A 14,900-nucleotide genomic window follows, 5' to 3' on the forward strand; every position below is an offset into this window, starting at 1 on the left:
CGGTCAACGGTTATGGCGACGCCAGAAGAATCGAGCCAACAGTGCATCCAGGCTGAGCTTGCCGGCACCCGAGAGCAACAGTGGCATAAGGGCGGCGAGGTAGATCAGCGGCAGTTTGAAGTTGCCGTGGCCCTTGTTGCTGATGGAGTAACCCTGGGCAAGCTCACTCAATGTAGACCAATCGGCCGGCCAGTGAACGGCGGCGGTCGCGACGATGGTGACAACAATCAGAATGATGGCCGATACCCGTGTTCCGAGGCCGACCAGGATGGCCAGGGCGCAGATCAGTTCAGCCCACATCGACAGTTCCCAGTTCAGCGTGGCCGGCACGTGATTGAACGGAAACGGGAAGGCGTCCTGGATGTCGGCGAACCAGTTCTCGCCGTTCCATTTTTCCAGGCCCGACTCGAAAAATTCCCAGGCAATGAACAGCCGCAGCGTCAAAGGCGCGAGCCAGCCGCCGGCACGGTCGAGGTTCAGGTGCAGGCCTTTGACGGCCGATGAAATTGAGGTGTTCATGAGCTTGATCTCCGTTCAGTCAGGTGTGCGGGGCAGTAATTGCCCCGCGGCAATGAATTACTCGCCGGAACCGCACTTGCCTTCACCGCACTTGCCTTCGCCACATTTGCCTTCAGCGGGTTTTTCCGAGGTGTCGGCCTGGGCCTGGCTGTAGCCGTGGGCCAGTTGCTTCATGCTGAACGCTTCGGATTCGGAAGCCGAAGCGACGTTGGACAGGGCCAGGCCGCCGGCGATGATCAGGCCGAGGGTGAGGGAGGAAGTCGAGAGCTTGAACATGGTGATACTCCGTAGCGTTGAGTGAGTTGAGCGCTTTGATCGGCGTGGCCAATCGACAGGCACAGTTCATCAAGCGGGTGTATCTGCGATGTGTCTTTGGTGCGGGGTTTTATGGACGGGGTGTGTCGCAGGCGGGTCTGTACACACTGCGATACACAGCCACTAAAACCTCGAGCTGATGCCCCCCCTGTGGGAGCTAGCCTGCTAGCGATAGCTGACGGTCAGTCGACATTGATGGTGTCTGACACACCGCTATCGCGAGCAGGCTCGCTCCCACAGGGGGCATGGGTGATTTTGAGATTGTGGTCGGTCAATCTGTGGCCTGGCGCCAGCCAACAGCGTCTAGCCTCCGTGTCCCCGCAATCCCTCGGGGCGAGACTTCGGAACCCGGCATGCAAGCGCTGTTGAACGAGATCCTTGACGCTGTCCGGCCGCTGATCGGTCAGGGCAAGGTGGCTGACTACATTCCCGCCCTCGGCACGGTGCCGGCCAATCAGTTGGGCATTGCGGTGTATGGCAACGACGGCGAGTTGTATTGCGCGGGCGATGCCGATACGCCGTTCTCGGTGCAGAGTATTTCCAAGGTGTTCAGCCTGGTACAGGCCATCGATCATTCCGGCGAAGCGATCTGGGAACGCCTCGGTCACGAACCCTCCGGTCAACCGTTCAACTCGCTGGTGCAGCTGGAGTTCGAGCGCGGCCGCCCGCGCAATCCGTTCATCAACGCCGGTGCCCTGGTGATCTGCGACATCAACCAGTCACGCTTTGCCGCGCCGGCGTTGTCGATGCGCGACTTTGTCCGTCGGCTGTCCGGCAACCCGCAGGTCATGGTGGACGGCAAGGTCGCCGAATCCGAATACCAGCACCGCGCGCGCAACGCGGCCATGGCGTACCTGATGCAATCCTTCGGCAACTTTCACAACGATGTCGAGGCCGTGCTGCGCAGCTACTTCAGCCATTGCGCGGTGCGCATGAACTGCGTGGACCTGGCCCGGGCGTTCTGCTTCCTGGCCAACGACGGGTTCTGCAAACACAGCGGCGAACAGATCCTCACCGCGCGCCAGACCCAGCAGGTCAACTCGATCATGGCCACCAGCGGGCTGTATGACGAAGCCGGCAACTTTGCCTATCGTGTCGGTTTGCCGGGCAAAAGCGGCGTCGGCGGCGGAATCGTCGCGGTGGTGCCGGGGCAGTTCACGGTGTGCGTCTGGTCTCCGGAATTGAATGCCGCCGGCAACTCGCTGGCCGGGATGGCGGCGCTGGAACTGCTGAGCCAGCGGATTGGCTGGTCGGTGTTCTAAGGCATTCGGGCTGGCGCGGTTAATGACGCTCAGTGGATTTTCCTATACATTTTCCAGCCGCCCCCTGCATGGTGAAACCGCTTCATGTCTCTTGCGCTCGAACGTCTAGTCGCTGGCACGCCGATCCCTTTTGCCGGTAATCGTGTCACTGTCGTCAGCCCCGAACTGGCCGCGCGCTTTCAGCCCGGGGACCATCTGCTGGTGGAGCAGGTCAGCGGCGAATTGTTGCTGATTCCGGTGGCTGACCAGCAAGCGGCGGCGGTCGCTATCGAGCGCGCCGAAGCGGCGTTCAGCGTGCTGTCCAGCGTTTCGGATCAGGCGATCAGCGCGTTCTTCGATCTCTTCGCTCAGCGCTTGGAAAACCCGGATTGCTGGGCCTTGATCGAGGCCGCGAACCTGGCTGACATCGAACGCGCCAAGGCCCGCGGACGTTCCACCACGCGCTTGCTGGCCGATGAACGCATGCGCCGCGACATGATCGCCGGCCTGCGTGCCTGGCGCGATGCGTCGGCGACTCGCGGCAAGGTCATCAGTTGCGTCGAGCACGACGGCTGGAAGGTCGAGCAAGTGGTGTCGCCGCTGGGCATCGTCGCGTTTGTGTTCGAAGGCCGACCGAATGTGTTCGCCGACGCCGCTGGTGTGTTGCGCACCGGCAACACCGCCGTGCTGCGTATTGGCAGCGATGCGCTGGGCACCGCTCAGGCCATCGTCACTCACGCACTGAACCCGGCCCTCAGCGACGCCGGTTTGCCGACCGGCGCGGTGTCCTTGGTGGAAAGCGTCAATCACGCCGCCGGTTGGGCGATGTTTGCCGACCGCCGTTTGTCTCTGGCCGTGGCCCGGGGTTCGGGTCGCGCGGTCAGCCAACTGGGCAGCATCGCCCAGCAAGCCGGCACCGCCGTCAGCCTGCATGGCACCGGTGGTGCCTGGCTGATTGCTGATAAAGACGCTGACGCGCCGCGCTTCGCCGCCGTGGTGCGCAACTCTCTGGACCGCAAGGTCTGCAACACCCTCAACGTCTGCCTGATCCAGCGCGATCGCGCCGCTGAATTGGTGCCGTTGTTCCTCGACGCACTGCAACAGGCCGGCACCGCTCGGGGCCAGGGCTGCAAGTTGCACATCGTCGAGGGCAGCGAGTCGTGGCTGCCGACTGAATGGCAAACCGGCAGCGTTGAGGTGTATCGCGCTGAAGGCTACCAGACCGAAGCGCTGGCCGAACCCTTGGCCGAGGATCAGTTGGGCCGCGAGTGGGAGTGGGAAGAAACCCCGGAAGTCAGCCTGAAAATCGTTGATGACCTGGACAGCGCGATTGCCTTGTTCAATCGCTACAGTCCGCAGTTCACCGTGTCGCTGATCAGTGAAGAGGGCGCGGCGCATGAGCGCTTCTACAATGCGGTCAACGCACCTTTTGTCGGCAACGGGATTACCCGCTGGGTCGATGGACAGTACGCGCTGAACAAGCCGGAACTGGGGCTTTCGAACTGGGAGAGCGGTCGCCTGTTCGCCCGCAGCGCGATTCTTTCGGGAGATGGCGTGTTCACTATCCGTAGCCGCATGACCCAGACGGATCTGTCGGTCAAACGCTGAGCATTCCGGGCGCAGGCAACGATCGCACTATAATTAAGGGTGTGTTTGCGTCTGTGTTCTGAGTGAGGGCTGCGTCATGAAACTTCATTCTTTTCGGAATTACTCCCACGATCTGGAAACGGTCGTCCACGACACATGGATTACCACCAAGGTGAAATCTGCCCTGACCAGGGCCGAGCCGGCCCTTGGCATGAATATCCATGTCAAAACCCATGCGGGCACGGTCTCACTGAGCGGTCGCGTCAACACGCACCGCCAGTGTGAGCAGGTGGTTGCACTGGCCCGGTCGGTGCCGGGTGTCGTCGAAATCGACGCCCGGGACTTGCTGACCCACGTGTTCACGCCTGGCAGCAATCCAGTTCCCCCCAACGCCGAAGAAACCTCCGAGCGTCGGCCTTCATCGGAAGATCAGGACGACCACTGATCAGGGCGACCTTGTGAGCAGCGCTCCCGTCAATCGGGAGCGCTGCGTCGCGGGCATTTCAGTTCCAGCAACAATGGATTGCGTTTTCTGGGTGTTCTCTCATGTAAGGCAAAGGCCGACTATCGGCCGATCCCTGAGAGGTGTACCCGATGAAACGCGTCCTCATGTTGTTGGCCAACGGTGTTGAACCGCTGGAAATGGCGGCTTTTACCGATGTGCTCGGTTGGGCCAATCTGCTTGGCGACCAACCCGTGGAATTGATCAATGCCGGCCTGCGGCCGCAGATCGTGACGACCTTCGGGCTGTCCCTCAACCCGGCTCATTTGTTGAGGGACCTTGACCTGGACAGCTTCGATGCCTTGGCATTGCCCGGAGGTTTCGAACCGTCGGGCTTTTATGAAGAAGCCTTGAGTGAGCCGTTTCTGGAGGCCATCCGGCACTTTGTCGCGGCCGGTAAAACCGTCGCCAGTGTCTGCGTGTCTTCGGTGTGCCTGGGCGTTGCCGGGGTGCTGAAAGGCAAAGACGCCACGACCTATCACCAGGTGGGTGGCAAGCGCAAAAACCAGCTGGTGGAAAGCGGTGCGCGTTTTGTCGACTGGCCTGTTGTAGTCGATGGCCGCATCATCACCTCAAGCGGTCCCGGCACGGCAACGGAAGTCGCCTTCGTGCTGCTGGAACAGCTGAGCAGCCCCGCGAACGCCGCGCATATCCGGCAGAAAATGCGATTCCCGACGCCGTCTCGCCAGTGGTATGAAACGCCGCAAGTGCCTTGATCTGGCCCGTACATCCGACGACCCGCCACAGGCCGTTTTAGCGAACTACGCTTGAACGCCTGAGCCACAAAAGCCATCACGGGCTTTCGGGCGAAAGACACCTGTTTACGAAGGCGTAGAGGTCGTCATGAATCAGTCGCAGGAGCAAGGCGCGTCACCCTGGCACGCGGGCGAGCGGCAGTTGCAGGAAAGCGTCGGTGTGGCCGAGCGCATGGAGGTGTTCGGGCGCAAGGTGGTGCGCGATTACCTGCCCGAGCAGCATCAATTGTTCTACGCGCACCTGCCGTATTTACTGGTGGGCGCCGTCGATGAGCACGGCGTGCCATGGGCGACCCTGATTGAAGGGCCGCCCGGATTTGCGCATTCGCCTGATCCCCGTCAGTTGTTACTCGACCGCCTGCCCGCCGAAGGCGATCCCGTCAGGCCCGCGCTCAAGGCGGGTGCCTCGGTGGGGCTACTCGGTATCGACCTGAAAACCCGCCGACGCAACCGAATGAATGGTCGCATCAGCACCGCCACCCAAGACGGTTTTGCCGTGGCCGTCGAACACGCCTTCGGCAATTGCCCGCAATACATTCAACTGCGCGCCGTCGACCCCGGGTCAGTGGGCCGCGCTTCGTCTGCTGTGGCGGTCGAGCGATTGGATGAGCTCGACGAAGCCGCCCGGGCGACCATCGGCAACGCCGATACCTTTTTCCTTACCAGCTACGTAGACCTTGATGGCGACCCGACAAAACGTTCGGTGGATGTCTCGCACCGTGGCGGCAATGCCGGCTTCGTGCGGGTCGAGGGCAACGTGCTGACGATCCCCGATTTCGCCGGCAACCTGCATTTCAATACCCTGGGCAATCTGCTGCTTAATCCGCAGGTGGGCCTGCTGTTTGTCGACTTCGAATCCGGTGATGTGCTGCAAGTCGCGGGGCGCACTGAGATCATCCTGGAAGGCCCGGAAATAGCGGCGTTCCAGGGCGCCGAACGGCTATGGCGAATGACTGTGGAACACGTCGTGCGTCGCGCCGGTGTGCTGTCGCTGCGCTGGCAATTCGAAGGGTTCTCACCCAACAGCCTGATGACCGGCAGTTGGCAGCAGGCTGAGGGGCGGTTGCAGGCCGATGCCCTGCGCGATCAATGGCGGCAGCTGCGCGTGACCCGCATCGTTGAAGAAAGCACCCGTATCCGTTCGTTCTACCTGGAGCCGACCGACGACGCGGGCTTGCCGCGCTTCGAGGCCGGGCAGCATTTGCCCGTGCGCTTTTGCCTAACGGAGGGGCAGGCGCCTTTGGTGCGCACGTACAGTCTGTCGAGCGCACCGTCGGACAGCTTTTTCCGGATCAGCGTCAAGCGCGACGGGCTGATTTCATCGCATCTGCACGAGCGTGTCCGCGAGGGCGATCTCATTGAAGCCCGCGCGCCACAGGGCCGGTTCACGGTGAAAGCGGATGAGCGTCGACCGCTGGTGCTGCTGGCCGCAGGCGTCGGCGTGACGCCATTGCTGTCGATGCTGCGCGAAGTGATCTACGAAGGCGAACGCATCCGCCGCACTCGACCGACCTGGTTTATTCAAAGTGCCCGCAGCCTCGCCGAACTGGCGTTTCGCGATGAGCTGTACGAACTGGCCACTCGTGCCAAGGACTCGGTGCGAGCGCTGCGCCTGCTCAGCCAACCCGAGGATCATGCCCGTGAAGGTGAGGATTTCGAGGTGGCGGGGCGCGTTGACATCGAGTTGCTCAAGGCGTTACTGCCGCTGGACGATTACGATTTCTACCTGTGCGGCCCCGGTGCATTTACCCAGGGGATCTACGACAGCTTGCGGGCTTTGCGCATTGGCGACGAGCGTATCCATGCGGAGACGTTCGGGCCTTCCACGTTGATTCGTCTGCGCGACCAACTCAGTCCCGCCCCGGCACAGGTGCCGGCAGCGGACAGCCCGGTGAAAGTGGTGTTTTCAGGGTCGGCCAAGGAGGCACGCTGGGAGCCGGGTGGCGGGAGCTTGCTGGAACTGGCTGAAAGCCGCGGCTTGAATCCGGACTTCAGTTGCCGTGGAGGTTCGTGCGGGACGTGCCGCACCCGGTTACTCAGCGGGCAGGTGCATTATCTGAACATGCCCGCCGAGTTGCCGGCGCCTGGGGAAGTGCTGATCTGCTGCGCGGTGCCGGCCAAGGGCGATGAGCCCTTGGTGCTAGAGATCTAGCGCGGCCAGCCATCAAGCAGCCGCTTTGCCATACACGGAGCAGGTGGTCGGGTGTTCAGCCAGCGACACAAAGCGGCGGCTGTCGGCCTCCAGGGCGTCGATCGAACCGGTCTCGATGTCGTAGACCCAGCCGTGCAGGTTCAGCTGACCTTTTTCCTGGGCCAGGCGTACGCTCGGGTGCGTCTGGATGTTGGCCAGTTGCGCGATGACGTTCTCCCGGACCATCGAACTCACCTTCGCCGCGTCGTCGGCGTGAGGGCGGGATTCGTTGATGACCTTGGCAGATTCGGCGTGTTGTAACCAACCGCTGACTGCCGGCAGGTGATCCATGCATGTGCACTTGGCGATGGCGGTCATGGCGCCGCAGTCCGAGTGGCCGCAGATCACGATGTCCGTCACGCCCAGTACTGCGACTGCGTATTCGACCGTGGCCGAGACACCGCCCGGATGCGGGCTGTAGGAGGGCACGATGTTGCCGGCATTGCGGATCACAAACAATTCGCCGGGTTCTTGCTGGGTCAGCAGTTCGGGGACCACCCGGCTATCGGAGCAGGTGATGAACAACGTGCCGGGATGCTGGGTGGTGGCCAGGTGTTTGAACAGGTCGGTGCGTTGCGGGAACGCTTCGTTCTGGAACTTCAAGAAACCTTCGATGAGCGCTTTCATGGTGACGTCCTCATAAGTGATGAACAGTGGCTACTCAGTTCGAGCAACCGGTGCCGAATTCGCTGTATTGCAGAATGTGAGTCGCGCCTTTGGAGTCGAGGTAAGTCATCTCCACCGGAACCACGCCGCAGACATCAGCGGCCGGGGTGATTGCGACGACGTGGGCGATGTCCAGGTTCATGCCGTATTGGTAGGCAACGGCGGCGTCCTGGGCTTGAGCCTGGGCCGATACGCCCGCTATCAACGAAAGAACCAGCAGCATTTTTTTCATGGGGCATCCTCCATTCGAATGTGGTGAGCGGACAAAGTGTTTGGGGTATCGGGTCTGGCCCGCACCGGAGTGCGGGCCGGTATCAACTCAGAAAGGACGCAGTGGCAGGAACTTGCCGTCGAGGGTGATGACTGCGCGGTGGCCGCCTTCCGGGTCTTCGACTTTCTTCATATCTAGCTTGAAGTTGATCGCGCTGATGATGCCGTCGCCGAACTGCTCATGAACCAGGGCTTTGAGCGTGGTGCCGTAGATCTGGATCATTTCGTAGAAGCGGTAGATGGTCGGGTCGGTCGGCACGCCGGAGAGGCTGCCGCGCAGTGGAATGATTTGCAGGCGGGCCACGGCGTCGGCGTCCAGGTCGAGTTTTTCGCCGACCACTTTGGCGGCGGATTCCGGCAGCGGGTGCTGGCCGAGCAGGGCTGCGGTGACGTAGGCCAGGCTCAGGCCGGTGCCCTCGGCCATGTCTTCGAATGACAGGTTTTTGCGAGCTTTGGCGTCCAGAATTTTGGCGGTCAGTTCGAGGTTGGTGTCGTTATAAGCGTGGGACTGTTGCATGGTGTTTCTCCTATCGGCGTTGTGTTGCTTGGGTGTGAAGCAATCTTCTGCCGATTGATCCATAGCGTCCAAGACCGATATACAATGCTTCGCATAAGTCCTGCCTATAGATGGTGTTCACCATGTTGCTGCGACATCTGCGTTACTTGTTGGCGGTTGCCGACCACGGCGGCTTCACCCGCGCCGCTGAGGCGCTGCACGTTTCACAACCGACCCTGTCCCAGCAGATCCGCCAACTGGAAGAAACTCTGGGCGTGAGCCTGTTCGACCGAACGTCGCGCACGGTCAAGCCGACCGATGCGGGCGAGGCCTACATCGAATGTGCTCGTCGAGTGTTGGTGGAACTGGAGGCCGGAAAACGGGCGCTGCATGACGTGAAGGATTTGTCGCGCGGCACCTTGCGCCTGGCCATGACGCCCACGTTCATGGCGTATCTGGTGGGACCGTTGGTGCGCGACTACGTGGCACTGTTTCCCAATATCCACCTGCAGATTTTCGAGTTGTCGATGGATGACATTGAGGCGGGGCTGGCGGATGACTCGCTGGACATCGCCATCGCCTTTACTCAGGTGCGAAATGCCGACATCGAATCGATCCCGGCGTTTACCGAAACCCTGGGGGTGATGGTAGGGCGGGATCACCCGTTATATGAACGCCAGGTCGCGTTGTCCGCTGAAGAGGTGGCGCAACTGGACTTTGCGCTGTTGGCCCAGGACTTCGTCACCCGCACTCGCATCGATGAATATTTTGCCCAGGAGCAAATCACGCCCAAGGTGGTGATTGAGGTCAACTCGGTGAGCACCTTGCTGGAGGTGATTCGACATACGGGCATCGCCACCATTCTCCCTGAGCCTATTGCCACTCAGGACCGGGCACTGCGCAGAATTCCGTTGCTGGGTGAAGCGCCTACGCGCGGGGCGGCGCTGCTTCGGCGCAAGAACAACTATCACAGCGCGGCGTCGGTGGCGTTCATGAATCTGGTGTTGGGCGCGGTGGCGACGGAGTCAGTCGTCCAGTGATTGGCAAACGCCGTTGGGGGCCTTGCCCGTGGAGCTTACGGTCACCGAGTCATCATCGGCGAGAACGATCGAAATCGTCACGCCTGATCCCTTGGCTTCGAAGCTGCGCTCTTTGATCATGGCTTTGGTTTCGGCTTCTACGTTGTTGATCAACACCGGTCCGTCCTGATCCGCGTGAACGATGATTTTTCCGGGGCATTCGACATCGAATGATGGAACACCTTCGATCTTGTTTGCGTGAGCAATCGTTGCAGTGGATAGCAACAGCAGAAATGTCAGGGCATTTTTCATCGCAAGTCTCCATGGGCACAGCAGCGAATACGCTTAACGATAGCTGCATTTGCCGCGCACGAGACAAACAAAAAAAGGCCCCGCTCGATATTACGAGCGGGGCCTTTTTATTGTTGAGCGGCGGGGGAGATATCAGTAGAACCGGTCAATCACCCGAACTTCGTTCTGGTTCTGCATCGAGGCCCACGCCTGTTTCAGCGTTTGCAGAACATTACCGATGAAGTCCTTGTCGGCTGCGGCTTTCTTGCCGACATAGCCTTGGCCGCGACGGTACATCTTCAGTCGGGCCAGCAGGTTCTGGTTGTTCTGGTCGAACTCCGCTTCATGGGCGTGTGGCGACAGGCAATCGATATGAACCTGGCCCGATTTGCTGATCCACAGAATGTGGCTGTCGTGGCTGTCTTTTTGCGCCGCGAAGATACGAGCCAGTTCATCGATAGTAGGTTGATTGTTCAGATTCATAATATGCCCCTTGACCATTTGGTGATCTTTCAAAGTTGATTCGCTAATACAGGTAGCCCATCGGTTAGTTGATCCCTGGCACCGAAACCAGGACGTCAGCGGTCAGCCGTCGATTCGACGGGGTCTCGCGTCTGTTGCATGTAGTCGTGTTGAATAACTGCTACGCAATAGCGTCACAACGAAGAGAAGCAGCGAAAACCTGGAGGCCACCGCCGACTTTTGAGGGTCGGCCACAAGCTTCATGAGGATTGATCGCCAGCGCTTCTCGTCTTTGTACTGGACGTTCGGGCCAGGTCAGCTTCTTCAATCTGCCTTGTGGGCAGCGTGTATCCGGGAAAAACAGCTCGGCGGTCAGACGAGCTTGCTCAAACATGTTGCCTTACTCCCGATCGGGGAGATGTCTGCATCATGCAAGGGCAAATCGGAGGCGTCAACCGTTATGTAGTGATTATTTTCAGTCACTACATATTGTCGGACAAAGCGCTTTGGAATTAAAAAGGGGAGTCGCGAGGTGCCAGTCAGGGCGCTGGCAGCGAGCATTGGAAGCGGTAGAAGGTGCAAGGATAACCGTCTACCGGCAGCTGATGCAGGGTGAATCCATCGTCTGCGAGTTCGGGCATCACCGTGGCCCAGAACCGCCGTGCAGGCAGGTTCGCGTCGATGTGGAAAATCTGCCATTGACCGGGGAGCCGGCTCAAGAGGGTAGACACGACAAACTTCGCGACACCTTGGCCACGAAAGCGCCGACTGACAAACAAGTAGCCGATGTTGTGCTCGGCGCCGTCGATATGCGTGTCGTCGTCCACGGTCACGAAACCGGCGAGTTCACCGTCCACCTTGATCAGAAATGGCTGGGTCCCAGGCTTGCGCCAGTAATCTTGGTTGGATCGGATGTCGAAGAAACCGTGCTCGCCGAGTTTCAGCGGTAGAAACTCGCTGAAGTCGTGCATGTAGAACTGCATCAGGTTTTCGAGCGTTTCCAGTTCGTCGCGGTGTGCGGCGTGCAGTTCAATCGAAGGCATGCTGGGCATCTCTCCAGATGCGGGCCGTCCGTGGCCCTTTCGGGATCACTCAGTGGGGCGCGAAGTCGTACGTGCCACCCGTCTTCAACGCCGCCGCGTAAGCAGGACGGGCCTGGAAGCGTTCAACCCAGGCCGCCACATGAGGGTAGTTGCCCAGCTTGCCTTGGGCGCGGGCAATTTCACCGATAAAGCTCATCTGGATGTCGGCGGCGCTGAACTCGTCACCGAGCAGGTAATCGGACTGACTCAATGCCGTGTCGAGGTAGCCGAGGTAGTTGGCCACTTCCGAGTTGATGCGCGGATGCAGCGGCGCACCGGCCTCACCCAGGCGCCCGACGTACAGGTTCAGCATCAGCGGCAGCATGGCCGAACCTTCGGCGAAGTGCAGCCACTGGACGTATTCGTCGTAGGCGGCGGTGGACGGGTCCGGTTGCAGGCGGCCTTGGCCATGACGGCGGATCAGGTAGTCGATGATGGCCGAGGATTCGATCAGCTTTTGCGCGCCATCTTCGATGACCGGCGATTTGCCCAGGGCGTTGATCGCTTTCAATTCCGGCGGGGCCAGATTGGTTTTCGGGTCACGCTGATAGCGTTTCAGCTCATAAGGAATGGCCAGTTCTTCCAGCAGCCAGAGAATTCGTTGGGAGCGGGAGTTGTTCAGGTGGTGCACGATAATCATAAACAAGATTCCTGTAGCAGCTGTCGAGTGAAACGAGGCTGCGTTGCTTTTTAGAAAAGGGGGCCATCGCCGGGCTTGAAGAACACTAGACCATCACGGCCCATCCGAAGTGCCCTCACGCTTTGCTGGCCGGTTTCGCCGCGCGCGTGGTGCCCGTCGCTGGCTTGCGCTTGGCAGTTTTTCGTTTGTTTTTCCACGGTGTGGCACCCCGTCCGGCCGGGCTCGCCGGCCCACTGATGGTCAGGCTCAGGCCGGCGCAACGGGCGACCTGCTTGCTCATCCACGCGGCCTGCTTGGTGACGAATTCTTCCAGACTCATCTCGCCGCTCTGCACCATGTCCAGCGCCTGTTCCCAGATCGCCGTGGTGCCGGGATCGGCAATCGCGCGCGGCACCGCATCGATCAGGCTGAAGGCGGCCGGAGTCGCGGCCAGGGCCTTGCCGTTCTTGATCAGATAGCCGCGGTCGAGCAGGCCCTGGATGATCGAGGCGCGAGTCGCTTCGGTGCCAATGCCGGTGGTGTCCTTGAGCTTCTGTTTGAGCAGCGGGTCTTCCACCAGTTTGGCGACGTTCTTCATCGCTTTGATCAGGTCGCCTTCGGTGAATGGCTTGGGCGGTTGCGTCCAGAGGTCCTTGAGCTTCACGTCGGCCACCGCGCAGTCCCGCCCTTCGGCCAATGCCGGCAGGGTTTGCGGTGCCGGCGCCTCGCGACCCTTGGCCGGGGCGAGCGCTTCGGGCAGGGCGCGTTTCCAGCCCGGCTCGACGATCTGCTTGCCGACGGCACGCAAGGCTTCACCGGCGCAATCGAAGTCCGCCTGGGTGCGGTCGTATTCATGGTTGGGAAGGAACTGCGCCAGATAACGCGCACGGATCAGCGTGTAGACCGCCCGTTGCTTGCCCACCAGTCGATCAAGATTCTTTGCGGCAGCCGTGGGGATGATGCCGTGGTGAGCCGTGACCTTGGCATCGTTCCAGGCCCGTGAACGGCGCTGTGGCTCCAGGTGATCGTTCAAGGCATCAAGAGACGGATCGGCCTGCCGGAGCGCGGCGAGAATGCCCGGGGCTTCGCTGTGCTGGCTCAGCGGCAGGAAACCGCAATCGCTGCGCGGGTAGGTGATGACCTTGTGGGTTTCGTAGAGCGCCTGGGCGATGTCGAGGGTTTCCTGGGCGCCGAGACCCAGTTTCTTCGAACAGACTTCCTGCAAGGTGCCCAAGTCAAACGGAAGAGGCGCGATTTCACGCATCCGCTCAGTGCGCAGCTTGATCACCCGGGCACTCGCGGCGCTGCTGATGGCGGCGGCCGCTTGCTGGGCCAGCGCCTGATTCAGGCAGCGATCCTGATCGTCACAGACGTCGGAGGCCGCACGCCACTGGGCGGTGAACGCCGTGCCGTCGTGCAACAGCTGCACGTCGATGGCCCAATAGGCGACCGGCACGAAATCGGCAATGCTGCGGTCGCGATCCACCACCAGCCGCAAGGTCGGCGTCTGCACCCGGCCCACCGGCAACACGCCCTGATAACCGGACTGCCGGCCCAGCAGTGTGAACAAGCGGCTCATGTTCATCCCGATCAACCAGTCGGCCCGGGAACGCCCCAGCGCCGAATGATAAAGGCTGAACGTCTCGGCCCCCGGTTTGAGCGCCGCCAGCGCCTTGCGTATCGACGCATCGTCCAGCGCCGACAGCCACAGTCGCCGGATCGGCCCGCGATAGCGGCAATGCTCCACCAGCTCCCGGGCAATCATCTCGCCCTCACGGTCGGCGTCGGTGGCGATGACCAGTTCATCAGCCTCGCCGAGCAAGCGTTTGACCGCCTTGTACTGGCTGGCCGTGCGCGGTTTGACCGTCATCTTCCACTTCTCGGGAATGATCGGCAGATCCGCCAGCACCCAACGCTTGTAGCGCGCGTCGTAGGCATCCGGCGGCGCGGTTTCGAGCAGATGGCCGATGCACCAGGTCACCGTGACACCCGTGCCCAGCCAGCAACCGTCGCCCCGACGCTTGGCGCCGAGTACCGCCGCGATGTCTTTGGCCTGGGAAGGTTTTTCACAGAGGTACAGCTGCATAACCACCATCGTTCATCAAGTGTGCAAGAGGCGCACAGAATGGCCGTTGATGAGCAATGGATCAATCAATATCTGTATGGATGTACAGCAAAGCTGTTGCGTTTGTTTGCGGCAGTCAAAACACCCCGTTCGGCTGCGAGGCCGTCGTGTCGGCGAATTTTGGGTTATACCTGACACTTCGCAGTCTCAGATTCTGGGGCCGCTGCGCAGCCCAGCGGGAGCAAGCTCCCTCGCCACATGAGCGGGGCGCCAATCTTGCCTCCACAGGTTCATCACCGTCATGAGGAACGTATTCCATGAAAAGCACCGGTCCCAGTCCTGTCATCACCATCGCCGAGCAGCCGGGCTGCCTGTTGGTGAAGTTTCACGGTATTCAAGTGGCCGCGTCGACGCGTGCGCTGGTGCTGCTGGAGGCCAATTATCCTCCGGTGTATTACGTGCCTTGGGAGGACATCGCCGAAGAATATTACGCCCGGACCGACCACACGAGCTATTGCCCGTACAAGGGTGATGCCACTTATTACAGTTTGCAGATCCCGGGGCATGAGGGCGCTAATGCGGTGTGGCGCTATGAGAATCCCAAAGTGTCGGTGGATCAGATTCGCGGGTATGTGGCGTTCTATCCCGATCAGGTCACGTTTGAGGTGCTCAAAGACGTTGAGTGAACCGCATTGACGGCAATGCAGTGCTCTCAAACCATCCTTGTCGAACACAAAACCTGTGGCGAGGGGATTTATCCCCCGTTGGGCTGCGAAGCGGCCCCCTGCGTCCGTTCAGACCGACCGAGTTGTCTGGATTT

Annotated in this window: 17 protein-coding genes; 7 read left to right on the forward strand and 10 right to left on the reverse strand. The window is 60.8% G+C overall.

Annotated elements, in window-relative coordinates:
• Positions 1–3: 3 nt before the first annotated feature.
• Together ACA053_RS11545 and ACA053_RS11550 are read right to left on the reverse strand one after the other, a co-directional pair.
• Positions 4–519 carry an HvfX family Cu-binding RiPP maturation protein gene (locus ACA053_RS11545; protein WP_497395514.1) on the reverse strand — a complete coding sequence of 172 codons (516 nt, stop codon included), beginning with the start codon at positions 517–519 and terminating at the stop codon, positions 4–6.
• Between the two features lie 57 nt (positions 520–576).
• A complete protein-coding gene (locus tag ACA053_RS11550; protein ID WP_497317297.1) occupies positions 577–795 on the reverse strand; it encodes an HvfA family oxazolone/thioamide-modified RiPP metallophore in 219 nt (72 codons plus the stop codon).
• A gap of 392 nt (positions 796–1,187) precedes the next feature.
• Between ACA053_RS11550 and glsB the strand changes: the two genes are divergently transcribed.
• The 5 genes from glsB to ACA053_RS11575 all read left to right on the forward strand — a co-directional run bounded on the left by glsB (position 1,188) and on the right by ACA053_RS11575 (position 7,071).
• The gene (gene glsB / locus ACA053_RS11555) at positions 1,188–2,096 is read left to right on the forward strand and encodes a glutaminase B (RefSeq protein ID WP_010459549.1); all 909 of its coding nucleotides are present in this window, start codon (positions 1,188–1,190) and stop codon (positions 2,094–2,096) included.
• Between the two features lie 84 nt (positions 2,097–2,180).
• Positions 2,181–3,683: an aldehyde dehydrogenase family protein gene (locus tag ACA053_RS11560; RefSeq protein ID WP_497395516.1), complete on the forward strand. Its 1,503-nt coding sequence runs from the start codon at positions 2,181–2,183 to the stop codon at positions 3,681–3,683.
• 76 nt (positions 3,684–3,759) lie between these two features.
• Positions 3,760–4,107, forward strand: a complete 348-nt coding sequence (locus tag ACA053_RS11565; RefSeq protein ID WP_497395518.1) for a BON domain-containing protein — start codon at positions 3,760–3,762, stop codon at positions 4,105–4,107.
• A 149-nt stretch (positions 4,108–4,256) separates the two neighbouring features.
• On the forward strand, positions 4,257–4,880 hold the full coding sequence (locus ACA053_RS11570) for a DJ-1/PfpI family protein (RefSeq protein WP_109629791.1): 624 nt from the start codon (positions 4,257–4,259) through the stop codon (positions 4,878–4,880).
• A 127-nt stretch (positions 4,881–5,007) separates the two neighbouring features.
• Positions 5,008–7,071, forward strand: coding sequence for a 2Fe-2S iron-sulfur cluster-binding protein (locus ACA053_RS11575; protein ID WP_497395520.1), 2,064 nt, complete (start codon positions 5,008–5,010; stop codon positions 7,069–7,071).
• A gap of 12 nt (positions 7,072–7,083) precedes the next feature.
• On the opposite strand, the gene ACA053_RS11580 is transcribed toward ACA053_RS11575, so the two are convergent.
• The 3 genes from ACA053_RS11580 to cynS all read right to left on the reverse strand — a co-directional run bounded on the left by ACA053_RS11580 (position 7,084) and on the right by cynS (position 8,563).
• Complete coding sequence (locus ACA053_RS11580) at positions 7,084–7,737, reverse strand: carbonic anhydrase (RefSeq protein ID WP_497395522.1); 654 nt, start codon at positions 7,735–7,737, stop codon at positions 7,084–7,086.
• A 34-nt stretch (positions 7,738–7,771) separates the two neighbouring features.
• Positions 7,772–8,008, reverse strand: a complete 237-nt coding sequence (locus tag ACA053_RS11585; RefSeq protein ID WP_109629800.1) for a DUF2790 domain-containing protein — start codon at positions 8,006–8,008, stop codon at positions 7,772–7,774.
• An 87-nt stretch (positions 8,009–8,095) separates the two neighbouring features.
• Positions 8,096–8,563, reverse strand: a complete 468-nt coding sequence (cynS, locus tag ACA053_RS11590; protein WP_109629803.1) for a cyanase — start codon at positions 8,561–8,563, stop codon at positions 8,096–8,098.
• 122 nt (positions 8,564–8,685) lie between these two features.
• On the opposite strand from cynS, the gene cynR reads away from it, so the two are divergent.
• Positions 8,686–9,582 (forward strand): transcriptional regulator CynR, encoded by an 897-nt coding sequence (gene cynR, locus ACA053_RS11595; RefSeq protein ID WP_497395524.1) that lies wholly within the window; start codon positions 8,686–8,688, stop codon positions 9,580–9,582.
• Here the strand turns inward: cynR and ACA053_RS11600 are convergent.
• From ACA053_RS11600 to ACA053_RS11620, 5 genes are all read right to left on the reverse strand, one after another.
• Entirely contained in the window at positions 9,568–9,873 is a 306-nt protein-coding gene (locus ACA053_RS11600; protein ID WP_010459562.1) for a hypothetical protein, read from the reverse strand. The genes cynR and ACA053_RS11600 overlap by 15 nt on opposite strands.
• Before the next feature lie 132 nt (positions 9,874–10,005).
• Positions 10,006–10,335: a hypothetical protein gene (locus tag ACA053_RS11605; RefSeq protein ID WP_042932832.1), complete on the reverse strand. Its 330-nt coding sequence runs from the start codon at positions 10,333–10,335 to the stop codon at positions 10,006–10,008.
• A 518-nt stretch (positions 10,336–10,853) separates the two neighbouring features.
• Complete coding sequence (locus ACA053_RS11610; RefSeq protein WP_497395526.1) at positions 10,854–11,357, reverse strand: GNAT family N-acetyltransferase; 504 nt, start codon at positions 11,355–11,357, stop codon at positions 10,854–10,856.
• Positions 11,358–11,406: 49 nt separating this feature from the next.
• Positions 11,407–12,036 (reverse strand): glutathione S-transferase family protein, encoded by a 630-nt coding sequence (locus ACA053_RS11615; RefSeq protein ID WP_497317312.1) that lies wholly within the window; start codon positions 12,034–12,036, stop codon positions 11,407–11,409.
• 115 nt (positions 12,037–12,151) lie between these two features.
• Positions 12,152–14,101: a DNA topoisomerase III gene (locus ACA053_RS11620; RefSeq protein WP_497395528.1), complete on the reverse strand. Its 1,950-nt coding sequence runs from the start codon at positions 14,099–14,101 to the stop codon at positions 12,152–12,154.
• A gap of 296 nt (positions 14,102–14,397) precedes the next feature.
• Here ACA053_RS11620 and ACA053_RS11625 point away from each other — a divergent pair, with 296 nt between their 5' ends.
• A complete protein-coding gene (locus ACA053_RS11625; protein ID WP_497395530.1) occupies positions 14,398–14,766 on the forward strand; it encodes a DUF427 domain-containing protein in 369 nt (122 codons plus the stop codon).
• Positions 14,767–14,900: the final 134 nt, after the last annotated feature.

The organism is Pseudomonas sp. LBUM1672 (genome assembly GCF_059695655.1).

Excerpts from the sequence above, each read along its gene's own strand:
- ACA053_RS11615 (WP_497317312.1), bottom strand. The coding sequence starts at position 12,036 with ATGATTATCGTGCACCACCTGAACAACTCCCGCTCCCAACGAATTCTC.
- ACA053_RS11605 (WP_042932832.1), bottom strand. The coding sequence starts at position 10,335 with ATGAATCTGAACAATCAACCTACTATCGATGAACTGGCTCGTATCTTC.
- ACA053_RS11560 (WP_497395516.1), top strand. The coding sequence starts at position 2,181 with ATGTCTCTTGCGCTCGAACGTCTAGTCGCTGGCACGCCGATCCCTTTT.
- cynR (WP_497395524.1), top strand. The coding sequence starts at position 8,686 with ATGTTGCTGCGACATCTGCGTTACTTGTTGGCGGTTGCCGACCACGGC.
- ACA053_RS11585 (WP_109629800.1), bottom strand. The coding sequence starts at position 8,008 with ATGAAAAAAATGCTGCTGGTTCTTTCGTTGATAGCGGGCGTATCGGCC.
- ACA053_RS11575 (WP_497395520.1), top strand. The coding sequence starts at position 5,008 with ATGAATCAGTCGCAGGAGCAAGGCGCGTCACCCTGGCACGCGGGCGAG.
- glsB (WP_010459549.1), top strand. The coding sequence starts at position 1,188 with ATGCAAGCGCTGTTGAACGAGATCCTTGACGCTGTCCGGCCGCTGATC.
- ACA053_RS11570 (WP_109629791.1), top strand. The coding sequence starts at position 4,257 with ATGAAACGCGTCCTCATGTTGTTGGCCAACGGTGTTGAACCGCTGGAA.
- cynS (WP_109629803.1), bottom strand. The coding sequence starts at position 8,563 with ATGCAACAGTCCCACGCTTATAACGACACCAACCTCGAACTGACCGCC.
- ACA053_RS11620 (WP_497395528.1), bottom strand. The coding sequence starts at position 14,101 with ATGCAGCTGTACCTCTGTGAAAAACCTTCCCAGGCCAAAGACATCGCG.
- ACA053_RS11565 (WP_497395518.1), top strand. The coding sequence starts at position 3,760 with ATGAAACTTCATTCTTTTCGGAATTACTCCCACGATCTGGAAACGGTC.
- ACA053_RS11580 (WP_497395522.1), bottom strand. The coding sequence starts at position 7,737 with ATGAAAGCGCTCATCGAAGGTTTCTTGAAGTTCCAGAACGAAGCGTTC.
- ACA053_RS11600 (WP_010459562.1), bottom strand. The coding sequence starts at position 9,873 with ATGAAAAATGCCCTGACATTTCTGCTGTTGCTATCCACTGCAACGATT.
- ACA053_RS11610 (WP_497395526.1), bottom strand. The coding sequence starts at position 11,357 with ATGCCTTCGATTGAACTGCACGCCGCACACCGCGACGAACTGGAAACG.
- ACA053_RS11625 (WP_497395530.1), top strand. The coding sequence starts at position 14,398 with ATGAAAAGCACCGGTCCCAGTCCTGTCATCACCATCGCCGAGCAGCCG.
- ACA053_RS11545 (WP_497395514.1), bottom strand. The coding sequence starts at position 519 with ATGAACACCTCAATTTCATCGGCCGTCAAAGGCCTGCACCTGAACCTC.
- ACA053_RS11550 (WP_497317297.1), bottom strand. The coding sequence starts at position 795 with ATGTTCAAGCTCTCGACTTCCTCCCTCACCCTCGGCCTGATCATCGCC.